This is a genomic window from Patescibacteria group bacterium (assembly GCA_038065255.1).
Lineage (GTDB): Bacteria > Patescibacteriota > Patescibacteriia > JACQRZ01 > JACQRZ01 > JBBTRI01.
The window spans coordinates 1-25445 of the sequence record JBBTRI010000006.1 but is presented as its reverse complement, the minus strand read 5'-3'; the positions used below and the strand labels follow the sequence as shown (position 1 = coordinate 25445).

Below are 25445 nucleotides of genomic sequence, written 5' to 3'. Positions count from 1 at the left end.
CTGATTATTTTAGCACACTTACTCTATCCCTTGAAGAAGGTAGTGTATGTCTCTCCAATGCTGTCCTACCAAGCGCTGAGCTTGCCGAAGAGTGATTTCTCCTTTACAAAGCTCACCATGCAAAAAATTTTCAACTTTTATTTTCTCATGGTACCCGGGACGAGGGTTTTCGGCTTCCGGCCAGAGATTTGAATCTTCATTGGATCCGCCAAGCTGAAGGCTGATAAGATGGTCAATATTATATTCTCCCACCCTATGCGATCGAATGCCGTATGATGCATATATTCTATTTTTTTGTGACACAGAAACATTGCGCGCTTTTCTGCTATACCCGGGCACACATATCTGCTCTGCTGTAGCCTGAGGAAAAATATCTCCTGGCGTACATCGTTCATCGGGCATATTTTCCTCTGCTATGCATCCGTACGATAGGGTTGTATCGCGCAAATCATGTGATTCACCAGCAAGACGGTGAAGGTGCTGGGAAATCCCAACCACTCTTTGCGCCCGCACAGCAAGCGCAGCACCTACGAGCAATAATACAATGCCTGCACAAAAAAGAAATGTGTGAATGAGTCGCTGTTGTTTCATAGCCCACATGAAAGAAGTTCACCGATATGTCTTGAAGCGCGGCAGAAGATATGCTGCCAAATAGGTTGAAATAGGAACGGCAAGAATAAGGGCAATGCTGCCGATAAATGTCCGCACTATTTCTTCCGCAAGCATTTCATTATTCACAACTACCCAGAGCGGCTGACCGGATGCATTGAGAGAAAACAAAAGCAGGAGTGGCAGCGCAGCGCCTGCATAGGCAAGTGCGAGTGTATTCACTAGAGATGCAATATGCTCTTTACCAATAGCAAACCCTCGCTTACAGAGCTCTTGCGGCGTGAGCGTGGCGTTTGCCTTTCGTAATTCATCGATCGCAACTGTTTGGCCTATGGTGATGTCATCAAGAACACCCAGCATACCAATGATAATCCCACCCAACAATAGGCCCTTCACATTAATTGCCTGGTCTCCTGCAATTTGTAAATAGAGTGCGTCTTCCGTTCCGGTGCCAAACAAATGTGCGATAGCAACAAATGCAATGGCAAGAAGGGAAGATGCAATAAGTGTGATGAATGAACTTACAAGCGCCAGTGATGTGCGCTTGGTAAAACCATGTGCAAGATAGAGTGAAAAAAATAAAATGACGAGAGAACCGGAAATACTTATCAAAAAGGGATCATTGCCAGCAGCAATCTGCGGCACAACATAGAAAATGAGAATAAGAATACTGAATGCCAGGCCAACCAGTGAAGAAAGTCCTCTCAAGCGCCCAAAGAAAAGTACGAGTGCAACAAAAAAGAAAAAAAGAATGAAAAGTGAAGAAATACGATAGGCATCGATAATATAATACCCCCTACCATCAATGCCGTAGCTTTCAACCACAACAACGGTATCTCCTGCAGAAACCATTTGCTGGCTTTGGCGATTGGAGGGTATATTATTTTGAGCAACAACTTCTATACCCTTTTTCTCGCCCTCGAGCAGCTTGATGCGCACTTGTTGCACAATTTCGCTCGACTGTACATGGTCTTTATCTTCAGAAGCAATAACGCCTATAACACGCGCTTTATAATAAGTATCGGGAGGGAGGGTATCGACATTATCAGCAGCCCAAACACCGGACGCATGCAATAGTGCGGCAAGAAGGCATAACGAAACCACATTACTCAGCCATAAAAGTGAGTGATGTTTCATAATATCTATATGAAATACTACTTGAATAGTATACCAAACTTTTTCTTATTACCAACGATGTGTGCGCTGCTTGGGGGATCCGGATTGCTTATGAAATCCATTCTTCTTTCCGCGCGCAAAACCATGAGAACCCGACGGCCCTTTCCATGATTTACTTTTTTTGGAAAACGCATGCTCCATTTCATGGAGCGTTACCTCGTGCTCGCTACGAGGTTTTCCATGGTGCGATGTTCCTGTAAACGATTTTTGCGGGTAAGGTTTTCTTGATATGGGTTTTCTGAGAATAGGCTTTCTCGAAAGAAGTTTCTCAGCTACCGAGTTTCCTGCAATCGGAAGGCTCGTTCGCGTTACTCTTTCAATCTGTTTCACAAGCCCTTGCTGACCCGGTGCAACAAAAGAAAGCGCATGTCCGGCCATGCCCGCTCGCCCGGTTCGGCCGATGCGATGCACATAGTCTTCCGGATTCTCAGGCAAGTCAAAGTTGAGCACCATACTTACGCCAATCACATCTATCCCGCGTGCCGCAATATCTGTTGCCACAAGCACATGGTATTTCCCTGACTTAAATCCATCGAGAGCCGCTCGGCGCTGTGCAAGAGAGCGATTTGAATGGATCTCCGCAGCCTTGATACCCGCAAGCTGAAGTGCATATGCCAGTTTCTTTGCAGTATGCTTGGTGCGCACAAATACAATCGTGGTGCCTGAGGCTCCATGGAGTACTTTCTTAAGTTCTTCAACCTTCAACGTTTGCGACACATAGCGCAGCTCATGTTGTATTTTCTCGGCAAGCGTACCCGATTTGGCAACTTCAATACGCAAGGGAGATGACATATATCGCGAAGCGATAGTATGGATTGCCGGCGGCATGGTAGCAGAAAAAAGCATTGTTTGCCGATCTTTCGGGACAACTTCAAGAATACGCTTGATCTGCGGTTCAAATCCCATATCAAGCATAAGGTCTGCTTCGTCAAGTACCAATATTTTCACTTTTTCCATGTGTACGCTTTTGCGTTCCAAGTGGTCATTGATACGTCCAGGCGTTCCAACGATTACATGGGGATTTGCCTGTAAGGTTTTTATTTGCCGCTTGATATCAGCTCCGCCGATAAGGACAGCTGTTCTCAAGCCAATGCTTTTGCCGACTTTTTCAAATGTCTCATTCACTTGCAATGCAAGCTCGCGCGTAGGGACAATCACAAGTCCTCGACATTTCTGTTTTGCAATACGCTGAATCATAGGAACTGCAAATGCCAGTGTTTTGCCGGTACCGGTTTGGGCGATGCCCAATACGTCCTTCCCTTCAATAAGGGGCGGAATGGATTTATGCTGAATGGGGGTTGGAGTTGTGTATCCAAGATGCGTGATGCGTTCTAAAAGTGTCGGTGCGATGGTAAGCGAATGAAAGCCTCCACCCGACTGTTGCTGTGTGTGCATAAAAAAATATATGGCCCTAAACTCTTCGGCCATATATATACATCTGATATCTGACGAAAAATTCGAGCACTATTGGCATCAAGTACCAATGTTTGTTAGTAATATATACAGTATACACGTTTTTGCGTTTTTGTCAAGAGCATGGGCGTTTTTATTGACATTATTATCGAAGGAATATAGGGTATACTCAGTATATGATTCACAACAAACACATTAAGACATGGTCGAGTTTCTCTTCGTCACCTCTTCGAGCGCGCCTCAGAGGGTAGGTCTTGATGTATTTCAAGATCAATCGAAGCCTGCCCTTCTGGGGCGGGCTTTTTTGTACCTCAAAGGAGGCTACGACTATGCAGATCGGAATCCATGCTCTACCAACACTACTCCATGAAATTCGCGAAATTATCGCCAACTTCAAAAAGGGGCTATCCTCTGATCAGGCAAATCGCCTCTATGGCATCCTAGGTGTTCTCGAAGACGATACTCATGGCATGTCCTATGACGATTCACTCCTTATCACCAAAACGTTCGACGAACACATCAATACATCTCACCTTCCAGAACCGCTCAAATACCGCATCGATGCCATGCTTAACAAGCGTGCTGCAAGCATCGCCCGCATCAAGTTCGGAGAACTATTCGGCTAACCAAATCGTACCTTACACTACATCACGCCCAACCGCTTCGATTCGCTCGAAGCGGTTTTTTCATTCAATAAAATATCGTACCCCTTTGTCGCCCTATCATTATCACTTACCCCCAACGATCGAAGAAACTCGAATAGTTCATCTTGAATTTCTGTATCATTATCCGCTTCGGATAATTTCTCGACTTCTATAAAATTTCCCAATTCAGCCACCTCATCAATACAGATGGTCATACCTTCATATGCACACTCTATCCGCTTCTTATGTACGCTTGCCGCCATATAAAAACCCATGTGCTCAACGATCTCCATTGTCTCTTGCTTGTCGCTGACAACGACTTCTTTCTCTAGTTTGATGAGCTCGTTGTCGCCTGTAACACGCTTTTTCATGGTTAGCATTATGGTACCATTCGAATCCCTCACGCGGACAATGGGGGTATCTTTCACGATATCGGGAAAACCGATCCCAATCGGAAAAAAAATACTGTCTTCCTGAATAAGCGCCTCGCCAAAACGACAACCCAATTTCTCAAGCTTTTCTTTAAAAATCTCGACAGTCGTAATCTTTGCCTTCACTTCAATTTCTTTCATAGAATACTGTTTGTTATTTGTTCAATTTCTTTTTTAGTAAGTTCTCGCCACTCACCCCGCCCCAGACCCTTCGCCATAAGCCCTGCATAGCGTGTACGCTCAAGTTGCTCCACTCTATACCCCAACTCTTTAAACATCCTGTGTATCTGCCTATTTCTTCCTTCATGCAATGTAATGACAACGTTTCTCTTATTGCCCGCAAATCGTGCTGTACAAGGAGCCGTTTTTCTGCCTTCAAGCATAATACCTGACTCAAATGTTTTTCTATGTGTTTCAGTGAGCGGTTTATTCAAATGTACTTGATACTGCTTTTCAACTGAATATCGCGGATGCATGAGTTTATTCGCAAGATCTCCATCATTTGTGAGTATGAGTACTCCTGTTGTGTCCCTATCGAGCCTACCGATTGGAAACATGCGCGCAGGCAGTCGAACATAATCTAAAACGGTTTTTCTCCCCTGTGGATCACTCGCGGTAGTGATACAATTTGCGGGCTTATTGAAAAGGATATATGTATGATTTGATGGCGCACGATCAATCCTCTTTCCGTTCATGGTGACCCGATCCCCTTGTTCCACCTGAGCGCCGGGTTTCTTCAAAACAACGCCGTTGATGGCAATGCGCCCTTCGACAATAAGTTTATCTATAGCACGACGAGATGCAATACCGCAATCTGCCAAGTATTTATTGATGCGTACTTGCATATATCATATATATCCCAATAACGTCATTCGCTTGAGGGACATATCAAAAAAATAGAGCCAATGATCAACGTCTCCATGGATATTATGCGCATTCCAATTTGATATAATATCTTCCGCTGTTACCCATGTAAGTGAAAATCGTTCATGATCCTCAAGGCATGTCTCTTTCCGGTCTGAGCTTTTTAAAATAAAGAGAAAGCAAGTGGCAAGCGCAACGCGATTGACTTTTTTTAAAGAATTATAATAGTGGGTAAGTACTGTATCTATCTTTTCAACATGCAAAAAATCATACAACCCGCTTTCTTCGACTACTTCTCTGAGTGTCCCCTCTTGAATATCTTCTTCCTTATCCACGCCACCGCCAAAGAGAAGGTAGCATCCACCTTTAGTTTTTTTGCCAACAGCAAACGTTTGCGTAGTAGGATCAAACACAACAGCACAGCCACCATCTCGCCGCTCCTCATTTTCTCGCTTCATGCCAAACTCACGAATTGCGCTCATATTATCATACTATTCTACTTTTTCTATGATGAGCTCCATCTCATATTCATCGTAGTGTGCATCCCCTCGCTGAACGGCATTCTTACTACGCTTCACTTCTTTAAATCCTAAACTTGTATATAAACCGACAGCAGCTTCTTGAGTGACAACTACTTGCAATTCAATCTTTTGAATTCCCTTTGCGGTAATTCTATCAATCAGTTCTCGTAACAGCTGCCTCCCTATTCCCCTACCCCGATACCCCTCATTGTCAACATACATATGCTGAACAGTTGCCGTCTTTGAGTTCTCTGAAATAATAGCGGAAACCATACCCACATATGATTCAGTGAATGAATCTTGTGCAAAAACAGTGAATACCTCGCCAGCTCTGCCACCCGACATCTTACCGGATAGTATATCGCGCCACTCTGTTTCTGTTCGATCAGTATACTTCAGTCTGGCTTGTTTAACATCCTCAAAAGCAATTGGTTCCTGCTCAAGAGATTTTAATTTCAAACCTCTCAATACTTGCCAGTCATCCGGAGCAAGTTGAGTAATGGTTATAGTGGGTTCTCGTCTATCAGGTGATGGAAATTGTCTCGTATCAATGGTCATACGAATCATTAAGATTTATCTTCGCCATAGAACAACACCTTCTTACCCAAGAAAGTGTTTCGCTAAAAAGTTTTTCCTCATATCCATCCTCATCAAAGCAATGGGTTGCGCCATCGAGAATAACTAATTCTTTTGGAACGTTAAGCGCTTTAAAATATTTTTTAGATGTTTTTACCAAAACACCCTTGCCTGCAGTAATAATTTTAATGGGCATTGCTAACTTCTGAATGAGCGCGAGAGTATTTGTTCTGCGAGCTTCTTCAACATATTTTTTGGAAAGCAGAACTGGATATGCCCATCTGCAAAGATACATCTTTATGCTTGGCAGCCACTTACTCTCCAGAAAATACTTTAGTGTGAAGAAACTTGGATCCCAAAAAATAACTCCTTGAAAGTCTTTATCTTTTGATTTCATGATCGTAGGCCCGCCGTAGCTATGACCCACAACAAAAATCTTCTTTGCTCCCCTCTTTCGAAAATATTTCACCACAAAATCCAGATCGGATGCATGCAGCGCTAACGTGGAAATATCAAGTTTGCGCGTTCCTTGTGTCCAATCATACAAATTAAAACGAAATGAAGAAATGCCATGCCCTTCAAAATACCGGGCGCCGTTATAAAAAATATGTTCATCCATGTTTCCCGTGAGGCCATGGACAAAAATGACCAAGGGTTTTTTGAGAGGCCCTCGCAAGCGGCCCGTGAGATGGATTTTTTTATTGAGTCTTATTTTTATTAAACACTCCATGTTCTATTGGGTTGGGGCGTACAGGGAAGGATCAATCGTATCCGATGAATTAGTCGGAGTCGAGGGTCCCGGCTTGAGCCCAAAAAATACCGATCCGATAACAATAAATGCAATGGCAAGAACGATACCTATAACAAGGCCAATCATTCCATAGTTTTGCTGTTTGGCAGGTTGCTGAACTTGGTCCATAGAATATTTTTAATAAATAATTATTATTTATGAGAATCGCGTACGGCCTGAAGTGTTGCGATAGTTCGCTCAAGATCTTTGATTTTTAGCTGGTACTCCTCTTTGAGGCGGCGTTCGTTGATCGAATATCCCTTAACAATATAATCCTTTAATACTTTTGTTGCCCAAATCCTAAATCTCGTCGCATGGCGGGAATTTACTCGATACCCGATTGCAATAATCATATCTAGATTGTAGTATTCGACATCTCTCTTAACAATACGCCCACCCTCTCGCTGAACTGTTTCCATTTTGGAAACAGTTGGTTTTCTCTCAAGCTCACCTTCTTGATAAATATTTTTAATATGCTTAGAAATGGCGGCTTTTTTCACTACAAAGAGATTACCAATCTGTACCTGATTCATCCATGCGGTTTCTCCAACTAAGCGCACCTCAAAATGAGCGCCGTCCTTACGCTCATAGATCACAATTTGATTTGTAGCCTGTTTTTCGTTCATAGTTTGTAGTATACCATGGCTGCAAAGAAAAAAGAGAGCTTTTTTCGCGCTCTCAATAATTATAATTCTACTGCATTCTGAACGATTTGGAACATGGCTTTAACTATTGGCATGCCGATAAAGAGATTGATAGGATTTGGACCACCATTTCTGATTGGCAGCTCAATTACATTGTCAGTACCTGGTTCGGCAAAAGTATCTGTCTGCAGCGCATCAAGTCCCAGGCGAGCATATTCCCTACGTGTGTTAAATATTGCACAGACATTCATGCCTAAAATAAGGTGTTCTACTGTATATCCAAGCACAAATTCTCCAGGATGTACTATTCTCCCTTGCTCGCCAATATTCTCTTCTCGAAAAGAACCATCTGATTGAAGAAAAAGAAGTTTTGGAGAAAGAGTAAAAACAATACTCGCTGGTCGAAGACTGCTTTCTAAAAACGGTTCAATGCGAATCGACCCCTTTTTGATATGCTGTATAAGTGCCTCTTTTCCAAGCATCATAGTCTTATTTCAATCTGGTAGTGAGTATAATCATCTGTTGAATTATTGCAACAGTAGTATTTACTGCGGCTTACTATACAATGGGCGTCTTATAATACAGATGAGGGCTACAATAATATTTGCCAAAGAAAGTACAATGAGATAGCTCATCGTCATAAAATTATAGCTGCTCAGGGCGCCAAGCGCCAGAACATTACCTATTGCAGCGCCTGCCCACGATATGGCAGTTTCACTCCGGGGACTTTCAAACGTTTTTCGGTATGTTGGGATATATCCCAAAACATCAATAACCGTAACCATAATAACAGAGAGGACTGGATTATGCAGTTGCCACCACACGCCAATTGCCGCTAAAGCTCCAACGAGAACTATAGTATCACTTCGCGTGATATTCTTGGTTCCATGAAACAACGAGAAAAGAAACACTCCAAAAATAAACAAAAGTCCAACGGTAAGATTAAGTGCCCCAAGTCCACCGCCACCATACCACAACCCTACGACCGCAGTTCCCTGAGTAATCATCCATATGAGAAAGGTATAGGTATGGGGGCGAGTAGTGCCATATACCATGTCCCGTATATAGGGCAGAAACGTAATGGTATTAATGGCTGTAGCAGCAAGCGCGAATACTAATTTAGTGTCCATAATGCTGTATTCTCAAAAATATCATCACACCAAATCAGTGATTTGATCATATTAATCTTGCCATTAAAACATACTTGCACTAAAACAAAAAGACCTCTCCCTATGAGAAGTCTTTTTGTTGAGTATCTTTATTCTTTCTCGCTGCCTCCTCCCATCATTCCTTTTGCAGCATCGCCGCGCTCCATCATAGATGATCCCTGACGCTCGAATATCTGTCCGCTATCCATCATTTCTTTTCCTTTTTGCATCATTTCCTGATCGCTGTATTTTTCACCCCGTTCATTCATCATTCTTCCCTGCCCCATCATCATTCTTCCCATCTGCATCATTGACGATCCTCCATCCCTCATCATAAAGGTTGAATCTCTGAATGACCGCTTCATATAGGGGGTCTCTGATTGTGAAAGAATGAATCCGATAAGCACCCCTATCGCAAGCATCGCAACAACGAGAATAATGTGTTTATCGTCCCAGAGGCATTTATTCTTTTCATCCTTTTGATTATTTCTTTGAATACAGCAGTCGCTATGCAAGGCATGAAATGCTGTCGACGCAAGATATGCATAGACAAATGCGAGTATCGCTCCCCACAACAAACTAAATGCATCATAACCGGAAAAACCAGGAAAAAGCGATTTGAGAGAAAGAAGATGGAGATTCATGACTGCAGGATCTGTCATGGTAAACTTCCACAAAAGACACAAAAGATACAAGGCAACAGCAAACACTCCTATTTTTAGAGCATGTTTATGCATAGTAGTAGCTGGTTTATGAATAGAATTATTTTTCACTCTCTGTTCATATTCTATGTATCGATCAACCTTTTGAGGTGCTTCATACGTGAGCATCATCCCTCAAGCAGAGAGGGCTCATCGATCACACTATTGAGTCTTACTCTATATAGCATACACCATTTACGCTCTTATAAGCAGTGCTTACCGGACAAGCAATATGATGCCTATAACGGTTAATCCGACAACAGACACTTTCTCGACAATATGCTGCTCATGAAAATGTAGTGCGCCAGCGACAATACTCCAACATACTGCTGATGACCGTTGAACTGCTACTATCACTGATGCAGGCGCAAAAAGATAAGCAAAGCTTGCTAAAATGCCTCCAACACCGCTTGCTGCCGACTCGCTGAATATTTTCTTAGAACGTAATAATACAAAAGGGTTTTCTTTATCTCGCGCAAATGCATGCCAAAGAAAGTAGGGCAAGATAATCAATCCGGATAACATCTGTTCGGCAGGAACGGAATTAAAGTGAGTAATATCAAATTTATAGAGGGATAGGGTAAGTGAAGAACCAATGGCAGAAAGCAGAGCAATTCCCATACCTTTACTTGAGAGTGCATGCCGATATGACAAAATAAACAACGATGCAACAATAGCCAGAATGCCCCAGATTTGTGAAAACGATAGCACAGTGCCGAGCATCACATCAATACCAAGAACAATTGGGATCGTCAGTGTGCGGAAAAATCCAAATGTACTTCGATCGGCAGTAGTAATGGCTTTCAATGTAATGTTTGTAAGGATGATTTCGATAGCTACGCGCGAGAAGAAAAAAGGAAGTGAGGCTGTATTAAATTTCCACTCAACGCCGCCAAGCAAACTGAGGCCCAAAAAAAGAAACCCCCACATTCCAACCAGGAAAGCACGCGATGCAATGCTTTCCATATGTCGTGACATTGACTCCTTTGCACTTGAAGTTGAAACTTCTTCAAACAATGTTGCGAGAACAATAAGAAAAATTCCAGTCATACCATGATACTAGCAGCTATTTTATGGATTGAATATCTATAAATGCTTGTAAGAGTCTTGGGTGGATCTCTGTCAAATCATAGTGAAGAGCTTCTTCCGGCAGTACCCATGCACTTTCTGTGAGCTCGCTCTCCTGAAGGCATATCTCACCGCCAATAACTCTCAAGTGACAGATGAAGAAAATAAAATGAGCTGAACGGTGAAACTCAAGGGAGTCGATATTCTCTCCATGACACACAATTGATACCGACTCAAGAGACAGCCCCGTCTCTTCTTCGCCTTCCCTCTTGGCTGCATTAAGAATTGACTCACCTGGATCAATGTGTCCTCCTGGTACCGTCCACTTTCCCGACCATTTCGGCGACTTAGTGATAAGGATCCTACCGTCATCTCGCTCAATGAGCGTTCCAACAACCAACTCTATTCCTCGAGGAAATTTGTTTTCACTCATACTTTTTTGTTATAATTTTTACTTTCACTATCAACAATACCCCTCCACTAGAAATCGATAGGGTTTTTCTGCCCACTCCTTCGCGTATGAAACACCTATCCTGGGAGTCCGTATGATATTTTTTTTCGGAATACTCATTCCGCGATCTTCAATCCAAAGACCTGATGCTTTTGATAGTTTCTTTTCATTCTGCTCTTTGGAAATTTCCAGCTTCTTTGTTAGTATCCCCGGTCCCCTAGCATCAGACAATCCCCGAATAAGAACTGCTGCGGGATATCCTACCGCCCCAGTCACAACATTCAGCATATAATACATTCCGTAACAAAGATAGACATACCAATATCCGGCAGGCCCATACATCACTTCTGTCCGCTTTGTTTTACCCTTTGATGCATGGCACGCCAAATCTTTTTCACCATCATACGCTTCTACTTCGATAATACTATGTTCTGCTCTACTTCCATCAGAGTTTAATCGCACCAGATGCTTTCCAAGTAATTCGGGGGCTACTTGAAGCACTGGCCGACTGAAAAATGCTTTCGAAAGAATAGTATGCTTCATCATAATATGTGATACTACAATAACCCATGACAACAAAGAAAGCTCCCCCGGGTACGGAGGAGCTTTTTTTAAGCAGTGCGCTTAAACTGTCTTTTCAGGTGCATCTGACTGTCCTTCTCCACTCTCTGCTTGTTCTGAAGTTCCCGAAGCTGCCGGTGCGCCTTGCTGATCGTCGCTTTTCGGTTCGTTAGCTTGCGGTGCCGAAACCTCTGCATTCTGTTCGTCTGTCATATCATTAGCCGCTTATGAGTTAGTAAACCAATGCTACCACAAAACGTCATTCTTGTACAGCCAAGGCATACTTATCAAATCCAAGCATAAGCAATCTCTGCCCTGCGTTCCATACTTCGCTTGGAATTTCTTGTTCAATCTGATACCCCAATGCAGGGTACTCCTGAATCCGGAGGAGGTCGCCCACCATCACATTGATATACCGTTTCTTGAAGTCCTCGTCCCTGCCATATTCTTCAAAAGAAATTTGTGGGGATGTTACAAGACATTCTGCTTCAGGCCACTGTTTTCTGAATGTAGCAAATGTCCTTCGCTCCATGTAGGGCTTTTGAACGAGAATGAAAGAAGTGAAATGCAACTTGAGATCATGCAATACCTTTTTCATAAACAATATATTTTCTCCGGTATTCGTTGAGGCACATTCAAGAATGAGAGCTTCTCTTGGAACACCTCTTTTGAGAAGGGCTTCTGCAAATACTTCTGCTTCAGGTTTTGCAAACCATGAATCCTTGCCATTCCCCCCGGCACAAAGAACATAGTTGCTAAGTCCTTCCCCATACAAGTCCCCTGCTCGCTCGGCAACTCGCAGATCATTTGAACCTAAAACAAATAGCGCATCCATGGGCTTCAATGTATGGTGCATGAGCATATAGTCCCAGATGATTTTTGCAAACACATCTACTTCAGAATTCATAGTGCTTTATTGACCAGCTATTATTTTACTATTTATCTTTTATCATCTTTTGTTGTTCAGCGCGTATTGATCTGAATGTTTCAGTAAACAACATGAGTTCATCACAAAAACGGTCAACTCGCTTTTTGATGCTATCTGATGTAAGTTCAAATCCTTCAAAATCATCTTCGCTTGTACAAATAATAGTCGGCGTCACAATGGCATTGACTCCCCTCCCCACAATTCTCAACTGGTCAACAGCCTGTTTACTTCCATCGCCGCCATGGCTGACGAGACCCATTGGTTTATAGGCAAAATGCGGGTTTCTTAAATGATCGAGCGCATTTTTCAAAACACCTGAAAATGAATTGTGGTAAATAGGACTTGAGAGTACTGTCGCATCACAGCTTAAAGCAAGATCTGCGAATGTCCGCACATTCTCATCAGGATGGTTGGCGCTATCGTCCCGCAATTCCGGAATCATGATCGGCAGTGGTTTTTCCAGTAAATTCCAGTGATATGCAGAAATGCCCTTATTTTCAAACGTTCTTGCAATGTATTCAGTCAAGCTTCTCGTATACGATTCTTTTCTTATGCTTCCACTTATGAGGAGTACAGTATGATTTTTTTCCATATTCTTTTTTACATTATATTAAAAAATTCGCTTAAAACTGAGCGAGCGCTGACACTACACACATATGCTTAGTAGCCAATATTCTGATAGAGGTTCCAAACTCTATTTTGTGCATCATTTTGGTTGCTTCGCTGGAATGCATCATTGAGTTTTTTTGTATCGTCGCTAATTCTCTTCGTATCTACGCCCGAAGATTTTTTTACTTCTGGTTCTTGTGTCTTTTGATCTGAAGTATTTTTTTCACCTGGCGAAAGCTTTTTATTCAATGCCTTTATACTCTCGTTAAGTTTTTTTGTACTCCGTGAAGAAAGTTTTTTACTTTCATAGAGTTTTTTATTCTTTTTAGTATCATGAAGATAGAGTGAGAGTGCCTCATGTGCTGTACTTGAGTCAGCATGCATGATTGATGCTGCAATCGGTTTGAATGCATTTCGCAGAAGAGTGCGAACCTTTGCATTTGGTAATCGGCGCACCACGTCATATGCTTGCTGAACGGATCCGAGTGCTTCGATAAAGGTAGCGCTGACGAACATATCGACTTCTTCAAGACTTTTTTCAACCTTTTCATCATCCTCATCATCAAGAGATTTCTTAATAGTGTTAAACTGAGAACGGACTGCCGCGAGTTTCGATTTTACCTTCTTGCTATCAATGGAAAAATATATCAACGATTGTGTTTGTTTATCAAGAAGCGTATGAATTGCCGTAATATCATCAAGCGTACTTTGTATAGTGTCGAGGAGTTCTTCCGAATCAATTTCACTTTCTGTAACATCCCCATTACGACCATCTTCTCCATCGAGTTTTTCAAATAATGGACTCTTTAATGGAACTTGATAGGGGGTCGTGGATGTGGAAGGGGTGTATGGAATTGTAGACACTGGAGGCGTATACAAAGGGCTTTGCTGTCCCCCTTCAACACATCCTGGCTGTGAATACGAAGGCGCATTTGGATCGCAAATTTCAGCGAAAACAGGCATACCGACAAGGGTGTTGATTGAAAATAGCATTACCAAAATAATCGTGGCGGGGGGTATTATTCTATTCATATTTATTTATCCCTACAACAAGGATTGGTGCACGGCGCACCGTCGGTTGTCTTGCTGAATAAATCAGGTGCTTCAGCTTTCAATAGTACCACAAGCTGATTGAAATAATCCATGACCTCCTCGGAACATGCGATTTTCTCGCGTTTCTTATTTACGACCATGTCAAGGCTGATGCGCTGTTCACGCCACGTACGTCCACGATCAAAATAAATATTGATTGCCGGTAAAAGCTTGTCGAGAGCATAAATAAAAAGGCATTCCTTATCAACCTTATGCTCGTAATCGTCAATAAGCTGGTGCCATTCAGGAATTTCAGAAAATTCGGCGCGCAGGCGATTGGCCGCATCGCGCTCGCGTTCTTCCTTGCCGTTTCTATCGCCATAAAAATGCGCATCACCCGCATAGACTTCCACCATGTCATGCACCAGAGAGTATTTAAGGACTTTATCAACATTCAGGGGAAGATTTTCCGTTACAATCACATACCATGCGGTCATGGCAAGCTGGTATTGGTGTTCAGAATCATTCTCTCTCCTATCCTCTCCTGCTGTAAAAATGCTGCGCTTCACTTGCTGAAGCCCATGCGTAAGTTTTACGCATTTAAACAAATTTTGTAAATTCATAAAAAAAGCCCTCTAGGGGCATAAATGAATATTAGGCTGATGGGATATGTCTATGGAATGAACATTCATAGTTTGTGAGATAGCATGTAAAAACTCCACACGCAATTCCACAGCAAAACGATACACAAAATCCAGGGAATGCTGATGGCGAAAGAAAGAATGAAACAACTCCTCCCCAAAATCCAACCAGATACAGCGCAAGCCCAATCCCAAAACTTATGGTATTAATGAAACTCAAACATGGCATCCATAAAGGAACAATACTCCCTCCTCCTGTCATAGCATGACTCTATCATCTGCCTTTGATAACTGCAAGTGGCTTTGAACGAGCAATGCGACTTGTAAGATGCTCAACACCTCTCAGATTCAACTCTGACGGGATTTATTATAATTTAAGAAATTGACCAATGACTATTCCTATCATCATTGCACCGCCGCCAATTACAAGCATGCGAATGCCGGTTCGAAAAGGATGTACTCCGGACTCGCTCCCACTGAAATATCCAAGGATAAATAATGCAATAAGCGAGCAAGCCATTGACACCCAAAGTGCTGTTGTGGGTGAAAACAGAAAATAAGGGCCAAGCGGAATGAAACCGGAAATGAGGTAGGAGGCAAACATGGTAAGTCCGGCATGAAGCGATGGTGCCAGCGGTACAGACTTTTTCTGTTCATACTCTTCAGAAGATTCCTCCGAAAGAAAACTGCCAACACCCATGGAAAAAGCTTCGACAAAAACCAAGACCAATCCCGAAAGTAGGATGAAGCGTGCCTCAAACCCACCGACAGAAATGCCAGCAAGAAAACCAAGTGTTGAAACAAGGCTATCTTCAGCGCCAAAAACGATATTTCGTATTGTGAGTGCAGAAGTAGGCATGATGCAATGTTATATATGGATAGTATAGCATTTTTTATCCATGAGTGAAGTTGCGCTCAAGACTTATCTTTTACTTTTTTGCTACTCATCAAATACTGCGTCATTCCAAGCTACATTATCCCGCAACATAAACGCCTTCTTAAAAAGTTCAGAAGCTCCTACCGCAAGCGCTATAAGAAAAAAAGTTTCGCCAAATAGCAGGGAAGCTTCTTCTAAAATGATAGATTGGTGGTAGATAGATATAAGGCCGGCACTAAGAAGCATTTTCCCGCCTGCTTCAGTGAGAAGTGTCACGACAAACCCAGCTAAACCGATCCATGCGAGTATGTGCGCACGAACACTGATACCAGAAAGGGAGCGGACTACAAGAACAAATGCAATTGCTCCCAATACAATGAATGGTGAAAAATACAACAGCCAATTAAATGATTCATAGGTTCCGTGCAATCGCGTCAGGTTATTGAGAACAAATCCCACACGCTCATGGATCATCATCATGTCGTCAAGAGCAAGATAGCCAAAAAGCGCACTACATACTGCCCACAAACTCACGACAAATCGTGAAGCGCGCAAACGTAAAGCAAGGTATGCGATACATCCCGCGCCCATACCGCTTGCAAGTAATTGAAAACCGGAAAAGAGCGCTTTCAGACTCCCTTCTTTATCGAGATCAAAAAATCCAAGCCATCCCCTCAAATAAATGTGGGCAAGTATAACAAAAATATCTCCAATGAAAAGAAATGCAATTGCATAATGTGAAAATGAAATACGACGCATAGGAAGTTGCTTCTATTAGCCTAACAAGAAGTTTTTATTCCGGCAAGAAAATAGTTTTTCTCTTGTTCTTCACGAGTGAAGCAATCGGAGCAAGTGATGCGGCTGAAATAATACAGATTCCTCCGATGATAATTAAAGGTGTAATTCTCTCTCCAAATACGACAACCCCAAAAAGTATGCCAAAGAGTACTTCCATCAATCCGATGAGTGCCGCAATGCTTGCGTCAATATATTTTACACCTTCAATAACCAGCCAAAATCCCGCCAATGATACGGCACTATAACACAGTTGCCAGAACCACGGTATCGAAAGACTTGGAGCAATCTGTATCTCGCCGAATCCGAGTGAAAGAACAGCATTAGTCGGCAAAATAATGGCCCAGCTTAAGAGAACGACATAGAGCGGAGAATAATTCCCTGTGAGCTTTTTTGAAAATGCCACCTCTCCCCCGCTTGCAACACCGTTGACAATAGCCATCAGCGCAGCAAAGAGCGTAAACGCTTCAAGTGAGAATGAAAACACCAGATACATACCAATGAAAGCGAGGAGAGAAGAAATGATTTTCAGTTTAGTCATGCGTTCATCGAAAGTACACACACCGATAACATTCATGGTCAACAACATTGAAACGTAAAAAAGAAGCTGCGCAGTCCCGATGTCCATGTGATTAAAAGCATAAAAAAGTGGTGCTTGCGTCAGTGATGTAAAAAGAAGAAAAAGCGCCATCCAAAAACGGTCTTTAGGATGAATACGAACAATCTCTTTTCGTAGATACGCGATCGGCACCAGAACAAGCAGTATCAAAAATGCGCGTGTCCACCCTTGATAAAAGTTTCCCATGGCAGAGCCGATCAGGCGCGACCATACGCCATAACTGCCGAATATGAGTGCGGAAATGAGAACAAGACTACTTCCGTAAGTGCGTGAATGCGTCATAGAGTATTCCATCAACGAGATCTCGGCTACTTGGGATAATGCGCTGCGCGCCGAGTTTCTTTGCGAATGCATAGTAGACTGACTGACCTATCCCAAAACCGTCACAGAACTGCGGATCCTTTGTGTAATAATTTTTTTGAGCATCAAGCGGCGTTGTTCGCAATGCAATCAACCAGTCACGCCATCGCTGAATTGGCAGTGATATGGGATGGCTGGGATATGTACATGTATCGGATTCAAACTCAAGAAGTGGTCTGATAGCCGTCATATAATCCAGTACTCCAGTAATAAACAATTCATCTACTCCGTCGTTTACTTGTACTGCTTCATCGAGATACTCGTCGAGCTTTTGCCAGTCAATATGATCATGGTCTCCGAATGTAGTGCGGATAAATTTTGCACCAAATGGAAGTTTTACCGAACTGATCAGTGATTGTTTCGTACCAACAACACATTCAGTACTTCCGCCACCAATATTTACTGCAGAAAATTTCATACTTTCGGGAACAAAATCCAAAAATGCTTTATATAGATACAGGGCTTCCCTTTCCTGACAAATGATTTCTATAGTCTGACCGGAGATCTTTTGAACAGGCACTATAAAATCATTGGCATTTTGAGCTTTTCGTAAAATATCAGTTCCGACCAAGCGTAATTGTCCAACACCCTCGGCAGCATTCCTTTCAATGCACATCTGCAGAATACCTATATTCCGTTCGATGGTCTCAGGACTCAAGACAGATGATTCGCCAAGATTTGCCCCGGAATATCGCTTATAGGCGATGAGTGTATTACCACTGTTTGTGCAGTCAAAAATATAATGTTTTATGCTTTGCGTGCCAATATCAATTATGGAGAGTTTCATAGTATTCGTACGCTTCATAATAGGATTCTTTTTTTGTTTAGTAAAGCAACGGCATCATGACAAGATAGTTGTCGTTTATAGAAAAGCATGTAAAGATATGATATCTAACATGTTATCTGTCCATGAAAAAATATAATGTCATTGTGATTGGCGGAGGCGCTGCAGGTATGATGGCTGCTGGCACGGCTGCCGCGTACGGAAAGAATGTTTTGCTACTGGAAAAGAATGCACGACTCGGTGAGAAATTAAAAATTACCGGTGGTGGACGCTGCAATATAACGAACGCTGAGTTTGACACACATCTTCTGCTTAGAAATTATGGTACTGCCGCTTCATTTTTGCATTCCTCATTTGCGCAATTTGGCATTCAGGATACGTTTGATTTTTTTGCATCTCGCAACCTACCCCTTGTAGTCCAAGGGCAAAAGCGGGTATTTCCAAAAAGTGAGCGAGCCGTTGACGTGTATAGCGTGTTGGAAAAATATCTCCGCGAGTCCCATGTTACGATTAAAACAGGGATGCGCATCGAGGGAATGATCAAAGATGGCGCGAAGATTACCGGTGTTATCGCAAGTGGTAAAAAAATATACGGTGATGCCTTCATTCTTGCTACGGGAGGTACGTCGCACCCTGAAACAGGCTCTACAGGAGATGGGTTTACGTGGCTCCGCGACTTGGGACATATAGCTCATCGTCCCACACCAACCATTGTCCCATTGGCCGTAAAAAATCAAATTGTGAAAAAGCTAGCAGGCGTCACTTGTAAAAACATTAAGATTTCTTTCTTGGTTGATGGTAAAAAGCAATTTTCAAAAAAAGGTGATTTGCTCTTCACGCATTTTGGCATATCCGGCCCCGTCGTACTGAACAGCTCCGCGAACGTCGGTGATCTTATGCATCAGGGTGTAGTAACTGCAGTCATTGATTTCTTTCCTGCCTCTGACGAGCAAACCCTAGAACAGATGGTACTCGCACTCTTTGACCAAAACAAAAATAAAGCATTAAAAAACGTATTTTCACAGATAGCTCCAGTACAGCTTCTTGCAAGCCTCCCAAACACGTATAGCGATACCCGTGTGCATAGCATAACAAAAGAACAAAGAAAGATGATCATACGAACGTTGAAATCATTTTCATTGACAATCACCTCCCTCATGGGGCTTGATCGGGCTGTTCTGGCTGATGGCGGTGTTGATTTGCATGAAATCAACAACAAGACCATGGGATCAGCGCTCTATGACAATTTGTATATCATCGGCGATCTGCTTCATATTCGACGCCCCTCAGGCGGATATTCCCTACAGCTTTGTTGGACAACGGGTTTCGTTGCCGGAAAAAATGCTTGATACCAATATATGTGAGCTCCGTACTACGCGAAGTCATCGTGACTGATTTGGGCAAGAGAACAAACCACCTGATTTACACCCTCGATTGTACGTAAGCGAGCATGTTCTTCTCGGGGTCCCAGTGCAATTATTTTTCCGGCATTTGCCGAGTGTGCTGCTTTAATGCCAGACGCAGAATCTTCAACAATCACACATTCGGAGGGCTGAAGTCCTATTGCTACGGCTGCGCGAAGATAAAGTTCGGGATTTGGCTTGCACGGAACCGCACCATCGTCATAAATAATTATTGACCGATCAAACCACTGCTTAAGGTCAAACGTTTCAAGATAAAATTCGAGATTGGTGATTTCTGACGATGTCGCAATTGTGTGAGGAATATTATTTCCGCAAAGCCAGCCGAACAGCTCCTCGGCACCCGAAGAAAGTCGAAGGTCATTGGGATGAGATTTTGCGATCGAACGATACAACTCCTCTTTGCGCAGTCCGAGATATGTTGCTTGTTCTGTCGTAATTGGATTGCCAAAAATATATTGAAGTATATCGCTATTATTCCGACCAATGAGAACAAGCCATTCTTCCTCAGTAAAAGAAGTCCCTCGAAGCTCTTTTGATAACAAAAACCATGCCTGTTTATGCCAAGGGGTATCCCAAAGAATAACACCATTAAAATCAAAAATTATTCCACGATAGGACATAAAGAAATCGTTCTATCCATTACTTCTAACGAGGAAGGACTACTAATTATTCCTTGCATAGTATTCTCATTATGATTGAGCTATCTTTTCTTTTATCCTGGGGACAATTCATGCAATCTCAGGCACTATTCAATAAAAGTATGCTTTCCACAATCTGGGGTATTTCCTGCTCAAAGGGATTGGGCCAACGCTCCACGCAACGGAATAGTACGTAAGCGTTGAAAAGATCTTTATCTTCTGTGAAATCAGTATCGTATCCACTGATGAATGCAGACATGAGAAGCTTGTCTCTTTCGATGCTGTCACTCACCCCATATAAAGCTCCGGATAATGCAATGGCAAATAACGACAGATCATACATGGGATCCCCGGCCATAATTTGAGCTGCCTTATCAAAGACGAACAAATCTGAGCCTTTTAAAAGTACGTTGTTTGAGTGTAAATCTCCATGTAATAACGCTGGTTTCCCAGAAAAGATAGTGACTTTTTTTAGAACGATTTTCTTGATCAAATTGCAGATATCTTCACTCATCCCATTACGCTGCTTTTGTCGTGTAATGGCGAACTCTAACCTATTTTTTACAAACTGATCCCACGCAACCTCTTGTTGCTGCCCATTCGCGTCAAGAAAAAAGGGCTTATCAAATGTAATACTATGTATTTTCTTAAGTATATGGCCAAGCTTTTTATAGAGCTCTGGTGTCTCGTTATCTCCAAGAGTTATTGCGCCTGGAATAAATGTGATAGCTAAGCCTTCGCTATCGAGTGCCATCTCCATAGCAGGTAAACCAATACTCTTCAATTGATCATGAAAAAATACCTCAGATTGGCTTTCTTGAGCGTTAATTTGTTTTATTATGATTTCCTTACCATCTCGCTTCTCGATCCGTACCTGTGATGAAAACGCTTTATTCAATCCACTATAGTTCTCTTGTTTCATATACGCACAGAAATTACCCTCCCATTGGCTCAGTACGATTTTTTTGAACAGTTGCAATTTTTATTGCTAAAGCCATCAGAAACTCTTTTTGTTTACCATCAGGAAGACCTGCTAGGCAACGGTCTATATCGTTCCACATTATTCTTTCCGGATCATCCGATCCTGCCATCTTTTCTGCTGCAATCGTTACTACTACATCAAGCAGGCGTTTAGCCTCATCAAGTGCCGGGATTCTGTTTGGATATCCAGAGATTCTGAAAGTATGTTCAGCGCCTTGCCAATCTTTTACTCCCGTACTCAATCTCTTGCTAAACGAAATTGATGGTTCACCGGATTCTTGCATATGTTTAAAATTATTATTCTACTCTCTTATACTGGTCAGAGTACCAAGCCGGAGAGCATGGAAGGAATAAATCCATATTGCCATTCCAAAAAAACTTTTCTCCTGGCTCAATTAAAATTAAATCGCCAACTTTAAATTTTATTTCTTTATCCTCTATCACGATTATTCCTGAACCACTTATAACATAGGCTAATTCTTTACACACCAAATTTACCACCCTACCCTCATCTGGCTCTCGGCCTGTTATTTTAACAAAAGCTCCGTTTATGTCTTTATCCTCTAAAGGATATTCATAAACCCGACATTGTCTACTATTTTGCACCTTCCTAGTTTCATCTTGATGAATAATTTTCATACTATCTTCAAAAACACTTTTTTAATTCAATGCCCAGATTGCGTAATTTAAATATGCGGCAAAGCTCACCCAAAGAATGTAGGGCACGAAAAGCCATGCAGCAGGTTTTGAAATTTTATAAAAGGCGATAATCGTAGCAAGAATGGCGAACCAAAGAAACATGATCTCGACAAATGCGCCGCCAGGGCTGTGCAGACCAAAAAAAATAATTGACCAAAACGTGTTCAAGATCAGCTGACCTAAGAATATGCCGAGAGCGATTTTTACATCCTTGCGATCCAGTCCCTTCTTCCAGATAAGGAAGGCCGCGGTGCCCATAAGCGCAAAGAGTGTTGTCCAGACCGGTCCGAACACCCATGCCGGAGGATTGAGAACCGGCTTAGCCAGTACTGGATACCAACCTATGATAGATGACACAGTAAATACTGAACCAATGATGCCGGCAAGTTCGGAAATAGTGATGGCGATAATAAACTTAAATGTATTGCTCATAAATTTTCGGTAATCTTCTGGTCTCTGTAAAATTGACAAACTTAGTTGTTAGAGTTGTGAAAAAACTCCTGACCCCTTTCTTATAATCTTTCGCACTTCTTTGATAATAAATATTTGTTGCCTATTGGCATTTACCACATAATCAGCATATTTCTTTTGAGTGATTCCATACTTCAAAAATTCTGGAATTGCCACTTTAACATCATAGTCACTTAAATGATCCTTGCAAAATCGTAATTTTCTTCTTTCAGTTATTATATTCATGGGTAGATCAAGATAAATTTTTATATCAAGAAAATTTCTGACTTCTTTATTTTTAAACAACATAAACCCTTCCACAAGAACATATTTTGTGGGCTGCAGTATAAGTCGTTGAGGTACTGCACCTTTTCTGTTTGGAAAGGTTTTTGTTTTTACAATTTTCCCAGAGTTTAGTTTTTTTAGGTCAGAAAGTAATTTATCAAACTTCAAATTCGATGGTAATTCCCAATTTTGGAAACCGAGTTTTTTTGGAAAGGTTTTTGGTGATTTGAAATAGTTGTCTAACTTTATGTGTTCATATTTTCTTGAACTCCTTTTGAGAATTTCACATAAAGAACTTTTTCCCGCACCTGACGGTCCAACAAGCCCAATAAAAATATGTTTCTTGATGTTATTTATTCCCATAAACTTTTTTAATTTGAGAACTTTTTAGATGCATATAACTACAATAACCTTGCACTGTTTTTCTTAACTGACTAAAAAATTAAAGTTTTTTACAGATAAACAGTGCCCAACCAACATCACCTTTTTCCATTATTTTCCATGTTTGTCTGTAAGCAACTATTAATTTTTTATATTCCTCATGAAATTCTTTATTTTCACCTTTTTTAATTTTTTCTTCTGCAATGTCAGCGAGTTTTTTATAACTCATAGCATAATGCCATGACATATCTTCGGCATACATAATTCTAAATCTTAAATTTTTTAATTCTTGCTGATAAGAAACAAAGTCAAAATCAGTATCAAAAAGAAGTCGTTCGTAAACCAGCTTTTTAGCTTGAGGACTGATATTTTTATTAGGTTTAATCAAATCATCAAAAATAAATACTCCATCCTTTTTCAAAACACGAGCGACTTCTTTTAATGCCATTGCTTTATCATGAACATGATACATAGTCGCCTGGCTCCAAACTGCCGAAAAAGTTTTGTCTTTAAAAGGAAGTAGAATTGCCGTTCCTTGGTGAAATTTTATGTTACTTTTTACTTTGGAAGATTTTCTAGACAAAACTTTTTTTGCATTCTCAATACGCGTATCACTTAAATCAATACCTGTTACCCTTGCTCCTGTTTTTGAATTTATAAAATAAGTATTATTTCCGTTTCCACATCCTAAATCTAAAACATTTGATTTTTCCGTAATACCAGATAATTTCAACATTTTTTTATTGAGTTCCGTCATTGATTGTAAAAAGGAGATTTTTACATTTGGGAAATAACCCCAATGACAATTTCCTTGCTGATCCCAAAAAGAACGATAAATCATATCGTCGCCATTATAAAAATCCCTTGTTTGTTTTTCAATAAATTTTTTCATGATAAAACGATGAGGAAACAGTGGGAAAAGGGGTTAGGAATAGTTTTATAATCATATAATTAGCCTATCAAACCAGTTGGATATTTCAATTCTTTTTTGAATTCCAGTGGGAAAAATCCTGATAGCATAAGCGCCCCTTTTTGGGGCGCGAATGCGTCATATCCTATTTGGCTCGGTATTGTGCGCGATGCGAGAAGCTGTTTGGTGGGCGTTTAGTTTGCCCTACAGCACTTGTCACTATATCATCTTTCGCCATGAAAAGGTACCTGACACCTTTTTCCTCCGTTCCGTACACGTACTCCGTTCTGGAAATAAGTTTGTCCCATCAAGACCTGGTTCTTTTCTGGTCATATGACACATTACAGTTTTATCTCCTATCTGCATTGATTGTCTTCAAAAACTCAAGCGTCGCCGTTACGGAAGGATTTTCCGTATTTATATAATGAAGCATGCCCCCCCATTCTTCTTTCAATGGGGTCACAAATTCATCAGCCCAGGATGGGGTAAGAGCATCAACCCCAGCAAAATTCAGCTCCACAACTTCTGTTTTTTTCACATCACGAAGAAGACTTGATCTTATGGCTAAAAGCGCTTCTTTGCCAGCGGGGCGCGAACTCAGCACCGTTCCTAGTTGTTTTATCTCAATACGCATGATAGTTGTCTAAAATTTTAATACAGCGATAACGCCATTATATATTTCTTCTTCACCTGAACATGTTGTCTGTCCATGTTCAATAGTATAATGACCAGCTCCGGAATAGATATCCAATTTCATGTTCTGAGCAAGCACCATTTTCTCTACCAGTTTAAGGCCATTGCCTCTTTTTTCTGGCGCTCTACTCGTTACTATTTCTTTAAACGCTATAGTCAAAGCATCACAATCATCGTGTATCTCTGGCCTGACTCGTTTTAGTGTTGTCCATACTCCAAGGCCCCTGTCTGCTACCACGATACATCTCGCAGTCATGTCATAACTGTAATACACGCCCGCCTCATCTCGCCAGTTGCCCAAATTGTGATCAAATGCGTTATTACCAATCTCTCCTATTATGACTACGATGATAGAAGCGACATTATTGAGCTCGTGTTCATTTTTCAAAAAGATATTCATTTTTTCTAGCCGTGCTTGAAAAACATCCCGTGTCGAGCAGTGTTCATTGGACGACAAAAAATTCTCACCATTCTCTTTGGAAAGCCAATCAAATGCTTTTTGAATTCGCGCATCTTTCATATCCATAATGAAATAACAGTATCACAAAGATGTTGAAATGAACAGTCGGTCCATTTGCCTGCCATAAGAAAACATAAGCGCCCCTTTTGGGGGCGCGAATGCGTTATATCCTGTCTGGCTCCATTTGAAAAATATCAACAAACTTTCAAAATAGATCTGCCAAATCCAGTCCACATATCGAGGGGTTCGAATCCCATTTAGGTATCCCTGTGGGACGGATCG

Annotated in this window: 37 protein-coding genes; 2 read left to right on the top strand and 35 right to left on the bottom strand. The window is 41.6% G+C overall.

Annotation, left to right across the window (positions count from 1 at the left end; all coding sequences use genetic code 11):
* Nucleotides 1-18 precede the first annotated feature (18 nt).
* The 3 genes from AAB400_01915 to AAB400_01905 are packed head-to-tail and all read right to left on the bottom strand — an operon-like array spanning nt 19 to nt 3180.
* Nucleotides 19-591, bottom strand: a complete 573-nt coding sequence (locus AAB400_01915; GenBank protein MEK7648654.1) for an HNH endonuclease — start codon at nt 589-591, stop codon at nt 19-21.
* 18 nt (nt 592-609) lie between these two features.
* A complete protein-coding gene (locus AAB400_01910) occupies nt 610-1746 on the bottom strand; it encodes a YibE/F family protein (GenBank protein MEK7648653.1) in 1137 nt (378 codons plus the stop codon).
* 48 nt (nt 1747-1794) lie between these two features.
* Nucleotides 1795-3180: a DEAD/DEAH box helicase gene (locus AAB400_01905; protein MEK7648652.1), complete on the bottom strand. Its 1386-nt coding sequence runs from the start codon at nt 3178-3180 to the stop codon at nt 1795-1797.
* Nucleotides 3181-3527: 347 nt separating this feature from the next.
* Here AAB400_01905 and AAB400_01900 point away from each other — a divergent pair, with 347 nt between their 5' ends.
* A complete protein-coding gene (locus tag AAB400_01900) occupies nt 3528-3824 on the top strand; it encodes a hypothetical protein (GenBank protein ID MEK7648651.1) in 297 nt (98 codons plus the stop codon).
* A gap of 17 nt (nt 3825-3841) precedes the next feature.
* On the opposite strand, the gene cyaB is transcribed toward AAB400_01900, so the two are convergent.
* The 23 genes from cyaB to AAB400_01785 all read right to left on the bottom strand — a co-directional run bounded on the left by cyaB (nt 3842) and on the right by AAB400_01785 (nt 18245).
* Entirely contained in the window at nt 3842-4414 is a 573-nt protein-coding gene (cyaB, locus tag AAB400_01895; GenBank protein MEK7648650.1) for a class IV adenylate cyclase, read from the bottom strand.
* A complete protein-coding gene (locus AAB400_01890) occupies nt 4411-5118 on the bottom strand; it encodes a pseudouridine synthase (protein ID MEK7648649.1) in 708 nt (235 codons plus the stop codon). The genes cyaB and AAB400_01890 overlap by 4 nt, the downstream gene beginning before the upstream one ends.
* 3 nt (nt 5119-5121) lie before the next feature.
* A complete protein-coding gene (locus AAB400_01885; protein ID MEK7648648.1) occupies nt 5122-5619 on the bottom strand; it encodes an NUDIX hydrolase in 498 nt (165 codons plus the stop codon).
* A gap of 9 nt (nt 5620-5628) precedes the next feature.
* Nucleotides 5629-6216, bottom strand: a complete 588-nt coding sequence (locus tag AAB400_01880; protein ID MEK7648647.1) for a GNAT family N-acetyltransferase — start codon at nt 6214-6216, stop codon at nt 5629-5631.
* On the bottom strand, nt 6206-6964 hold the full coding sequence (locus AAB400_01875) for an alpha/beta fold hydrolase (protein ID MEK7648646.1): 759 nt from the start codon (nt 6962-6964) through the stop codon (nt 6206-6208). Before AAB400_01875 ends, AAB400_01880 begins: the two co-directional genes overlap by 11 nt.
* Before the next feature lie 3 nt (nt 6965-6967).
* Entirely contained in the window at nt 6968-7153 is a 186-nt protein-coding gene (locus AAB400_01870; protein ID MEK7648645.1) for a hypothetical protein, read from the bottom strand.
* A 23-nt stretch (nt 7154-7176) separates the two neighbouring features.
* Nucleotides 7177-7650 carry a RhuM family protein gene (gene rhuM / locus AAB400_01865; protein ID MEK7648644.1) on the bottom strand — a complete coding sequence of 158 codons (474 nt, stop codon included), beginning with the start codon at nt 7648-7650 and terminating at the stop codon, nt 7177-7179.
* Nucleotides 7651-7709: 59 nt separating this feature from the next.
* Entirely contained in the window at nt 7710-8153 is a 444-nt protein-coding gene (locus tag AAB400_01860) for a hypothetical protein (protein MEK7648643.1), read from the bottom strand.
* Between the two features lie 60 nt (nt 8154-8213).
* A complete protein-coding gene (locus tag AAB400_01855; GenBank protein ID MEK7648642.1) occupies nt 8214-8798 on the bottom strand; it encodes a hypothetical protein in 585 nt (194 codons plus the stop codon).
* Nucleotides 8799-8926: 128 nt separating this feature from the next.
* Entirely contained in the window at nt 8927-9553 is a 627-nt protein-coding gene (locus AAB400_01850) for a hypothetical protein (GenBank protein ID MEK7648641.1), read from the bottom strand.
* Between the two features lie 180 nt (nt 9554-9733).
* The gene (locus tag AAB400_01845) at nt 9734-10567 is read right to left on the bottom strand and encodes a hypothetical protein (GenBank protein MEK7648640.1); all 834 of its coding nucleotides are present in this window, start codon (nt 10565-10567) and stop codon (nt 9734-9736) included.
* A gap of 16 nt (nt 10568-10583) precedes the next feature.
* Nucleotides 10584-11018: an NUDIX domain-containing protein gene (locus AAB400_01840; GenBank protein MEK7648639.1), complete on the bottom strand. Its 435-nt coding sequence runs from the start codon at nt 11016-11018 to the stop codon at nt 10584-10586.
* A 30-nt stretch (nt 11019-11048) separates the two neighbouring features.
* On the bottom strand, nt 11049-11582 hold the full coding sequence (locus tag AAB400_01835; protein ID MEK7648638.1) for a DNA-3-methyladenine glycosylase: 534 nt from the start codon (nt 11580-11582) through the stop codon (nt 11049-11051).
* Between the two features lie 78 nt (nt 11583-11660).
* Nucleotides 11661-11810, bottom strand: a complete 150-nt coding sequence (locus tag AAB400_01830) for a hypothetical protein (GenBank protein ID MEK7648637.1) — start codon at nt 11808-11810, stop codon at nt 11661-11663.
* A gap of 46 nt (nt 11811-11856) precedes the next feature.
* Nucleotides 11857-12504, bottom strand: a complete 648-nt coding sequence (locus tag AAB400_01825; protein MEK7648636.1) for a YdcF family protein — start codon at nt 12502-12504, stop codon at nt 11857-11859.
* Between the two features lie 28 nt (nt 12505-12532).
* Entirely contained in the window at nt 12533-13117 is a 585-nt protein-coding gene (locus AAB400_01820; GenBank protein MEK7648635.1) for an NADPH-dependent FMN reductase, read from the bottom strand.
* A gap of 68 nt (nt 13118-13185) precedes the next feature.
* The gene (locus tag AAB400_01815) at nt 13186-14166 is read right to left on the bottom strand and encodes a hypothetical protein (GenBank protein ID MEK7648634.1); all 981 of its coding nucleotides are present in this window, start codon (nt 14164-14166) and stop codon (nt 13186-13188) included.
* A 2-nt stretch (nt 14167-14168) separates the two neighbouring features.
* A complete protein-coding gene (locus tag AAB400_01810) occupies nt 14169-14789 on the bottom strand; it encodes an HD domain-containing protein (GenBank protein MEK7648633.1) in 621 nt (206 codons plus the stop codon).
* 31 nt (nt 14790-14820) lie between these two features.
* Nucleotides 14821-15069 carry a hypothetical protein gene (locus AAB400_01805; GenBank protein MEK7648632.1) on the bottom strand — a complete coding sequence of 83 codons (249 nt, stop codon included), beginning with the start codon at nt 15067-15069 and terminating at the stop codon, nt 14821-14823.
* A gap of 105 nt (nt 15070-15174) precedes the next feature.
* Nucleotides 15175-15666, bottom strand: coding sequence for a VIT1/CCC1 transporter family protein (locus AAB400_01800; GenBank protein ID MEK7648631.1), 492 nt, complete (start codon nt 15664-15666; stop codon nt 15175-15177).
* A gap of 81 nt (nt 15667-15747) precedes the next feature.
* On the bottom strand, nt 15748-16443 hold the full coding sequence (locus AAB400_01795) for a hypothetical protein (protein ID MEK7648630.1): 696 nt from the start codon (nt 16441-16443) through the stop codon (nt 15748-15750).
* A gap of 34 nt (nt 16444-16477) precedes the next feature.
* Complete coding sequence (locus tag AAB400_01790; GenBank protein MEK7648629.1) at nt 16478-17380, bottom strand: DMT family transporter; 903 nt, start codon at nt 17378-17380, stop codon at nt 16478-16480.
* Nucleotides 17352-18245: a hypothetical protein gene (locus AAB400_01785; GenBank protein ID MEK7648628.1), complete on the bottom strand. Its 894-nt coding sequence runs from the start codon at nt 18243-18245 to the stop codon at nt 17352-17354. Before AAB400_01785 ends, AAB400_01790 begins: the two co-directional genes overlap by 29 nt.
* A 122-nt stretch (nt 18246-18367) precedes the next feature.
* On the opposite strand from AAB400_01785, the gene AAB400_01780 reads away from it, so the two are divergent.
* Entirely contained in the window at nt 18368-19591 is a 1224-nt protein-coding gene (locus AAB400_01780; GenBank protein ID MEK7648627.1) for an aminoacetone oxidase family FAD-binding enzyme, read from the top strand.
* A 23-nt stretch (nt 19592-19614) separates the two neighbouring features.
* Here the strand turns inward: AAB400_01780 and AAB400_01775 are convergent, their stop codons facing one another.
* From AAB400_01775 to AAB400_01735, 9 genes are all read right to left on the bottom strand, one after another.
* Nucleotides 19615-20286 carry an HAD family phosphatase gene (locus AAB400_01775; GenBank protein MEK7648626.1) on the bottom strand — a complete coding sequence of 224 codons (672 nt, stop codon included), beginning with the start codon at nt 20284-20286 and terminating at the stop codon, nt 19615-19617.
* A 118-nt stretch (nt 20287-20404) separates the two neighbouring features.
* Nucleotides 20405-21226, bottom strand: a complete 822-nt coding sequence (locus tag AAB400_01770; protein ID MEK7648625.1) for a phosphotransferase — start codon at nt 21224-21226, stop codon at nt 20405-20407.
* A gap of 13 nt (nt 21227-21239) precedes the next feature.
* The gene (locus AAB400_01765) at nt 21240-21569 is read right to left on the bottom strand and encodes a hypothetical protein (protein MEK7648624.1); all 330 of its coding nucleotides are present in this window, start codon (nt 21567-21569) and stop codon (nt 21240-21242) included.
* Nucleotides 21570-21582: 13 nt separating this feature from the next.
* Nucleotides 21583-21924, bottom strand: a complete 342-nt coding sequence (locus AAB400_01760) for a cupin domain-containing protein (GenBank protein ID MEK7648623.1) — start codon at nt 21922-21924, stop codon at nt 21583-21585.
* Between the two features lie 21 nt (nt 21925-21945).
* Nucleotides 21946-22416, bottom strand: a complete 471-nt coding sequence (locus tag AAB400_01755; protein MEK7648622.1) for a TspO/MBR family protein — start codon at nt 22414-22416, stop codon at nt 21946-21948.
* Nucleotides 22417-22464: 48 nt separating this feature from the next.
* Nucleotides 22465-23082, bottom strand: a complete 618-nt coding sequence (locus tag AAB400_01750; protein MEK7648621.1) for a hypothetical protein — start codon at nt 23080-23082, stop codon at nt 22465-22467.
* 79 nt (nt 23083-23161) lie between these two features.
* Nucleotides 23162-23992: a methyltransferase domain-containing protein gene (locus tag AAB400_01745; GenBank protein ID MEK7648620.1), complete on the bottom strand. Its 831-nt coding sequence runs from the start codon at nt 23990-23992 to the stop codon at nt 23162-23164.
* A gap of 367 nt (nt 23993-24359) precedes the next feature.
* Complete coding sequence (locus tag AAB400_01740) at nt 24360-24644, bottom strand: DUF4325 domain-containing protein (GenBank protein MEK7648619.1); 285 nt, start codon at nt 24642-24644, stop codon at nt 24360-24362.
* A 9-nt stretch (nt 24645-24653) separates the two neighbouring features.
* Nucleotides 24654-25229: a hypothetical protein gene (locus AAB400_01735; GenBank protein MEK7648618.1), complete on the bottom strand. Its 576-nt coding sequence runs from the start codon at nt 25227-25229 to the stop codon at nt 24654-24656.
* Between the last annotated feature and the right edge of the window lie 216 nt (nt 25230-25445).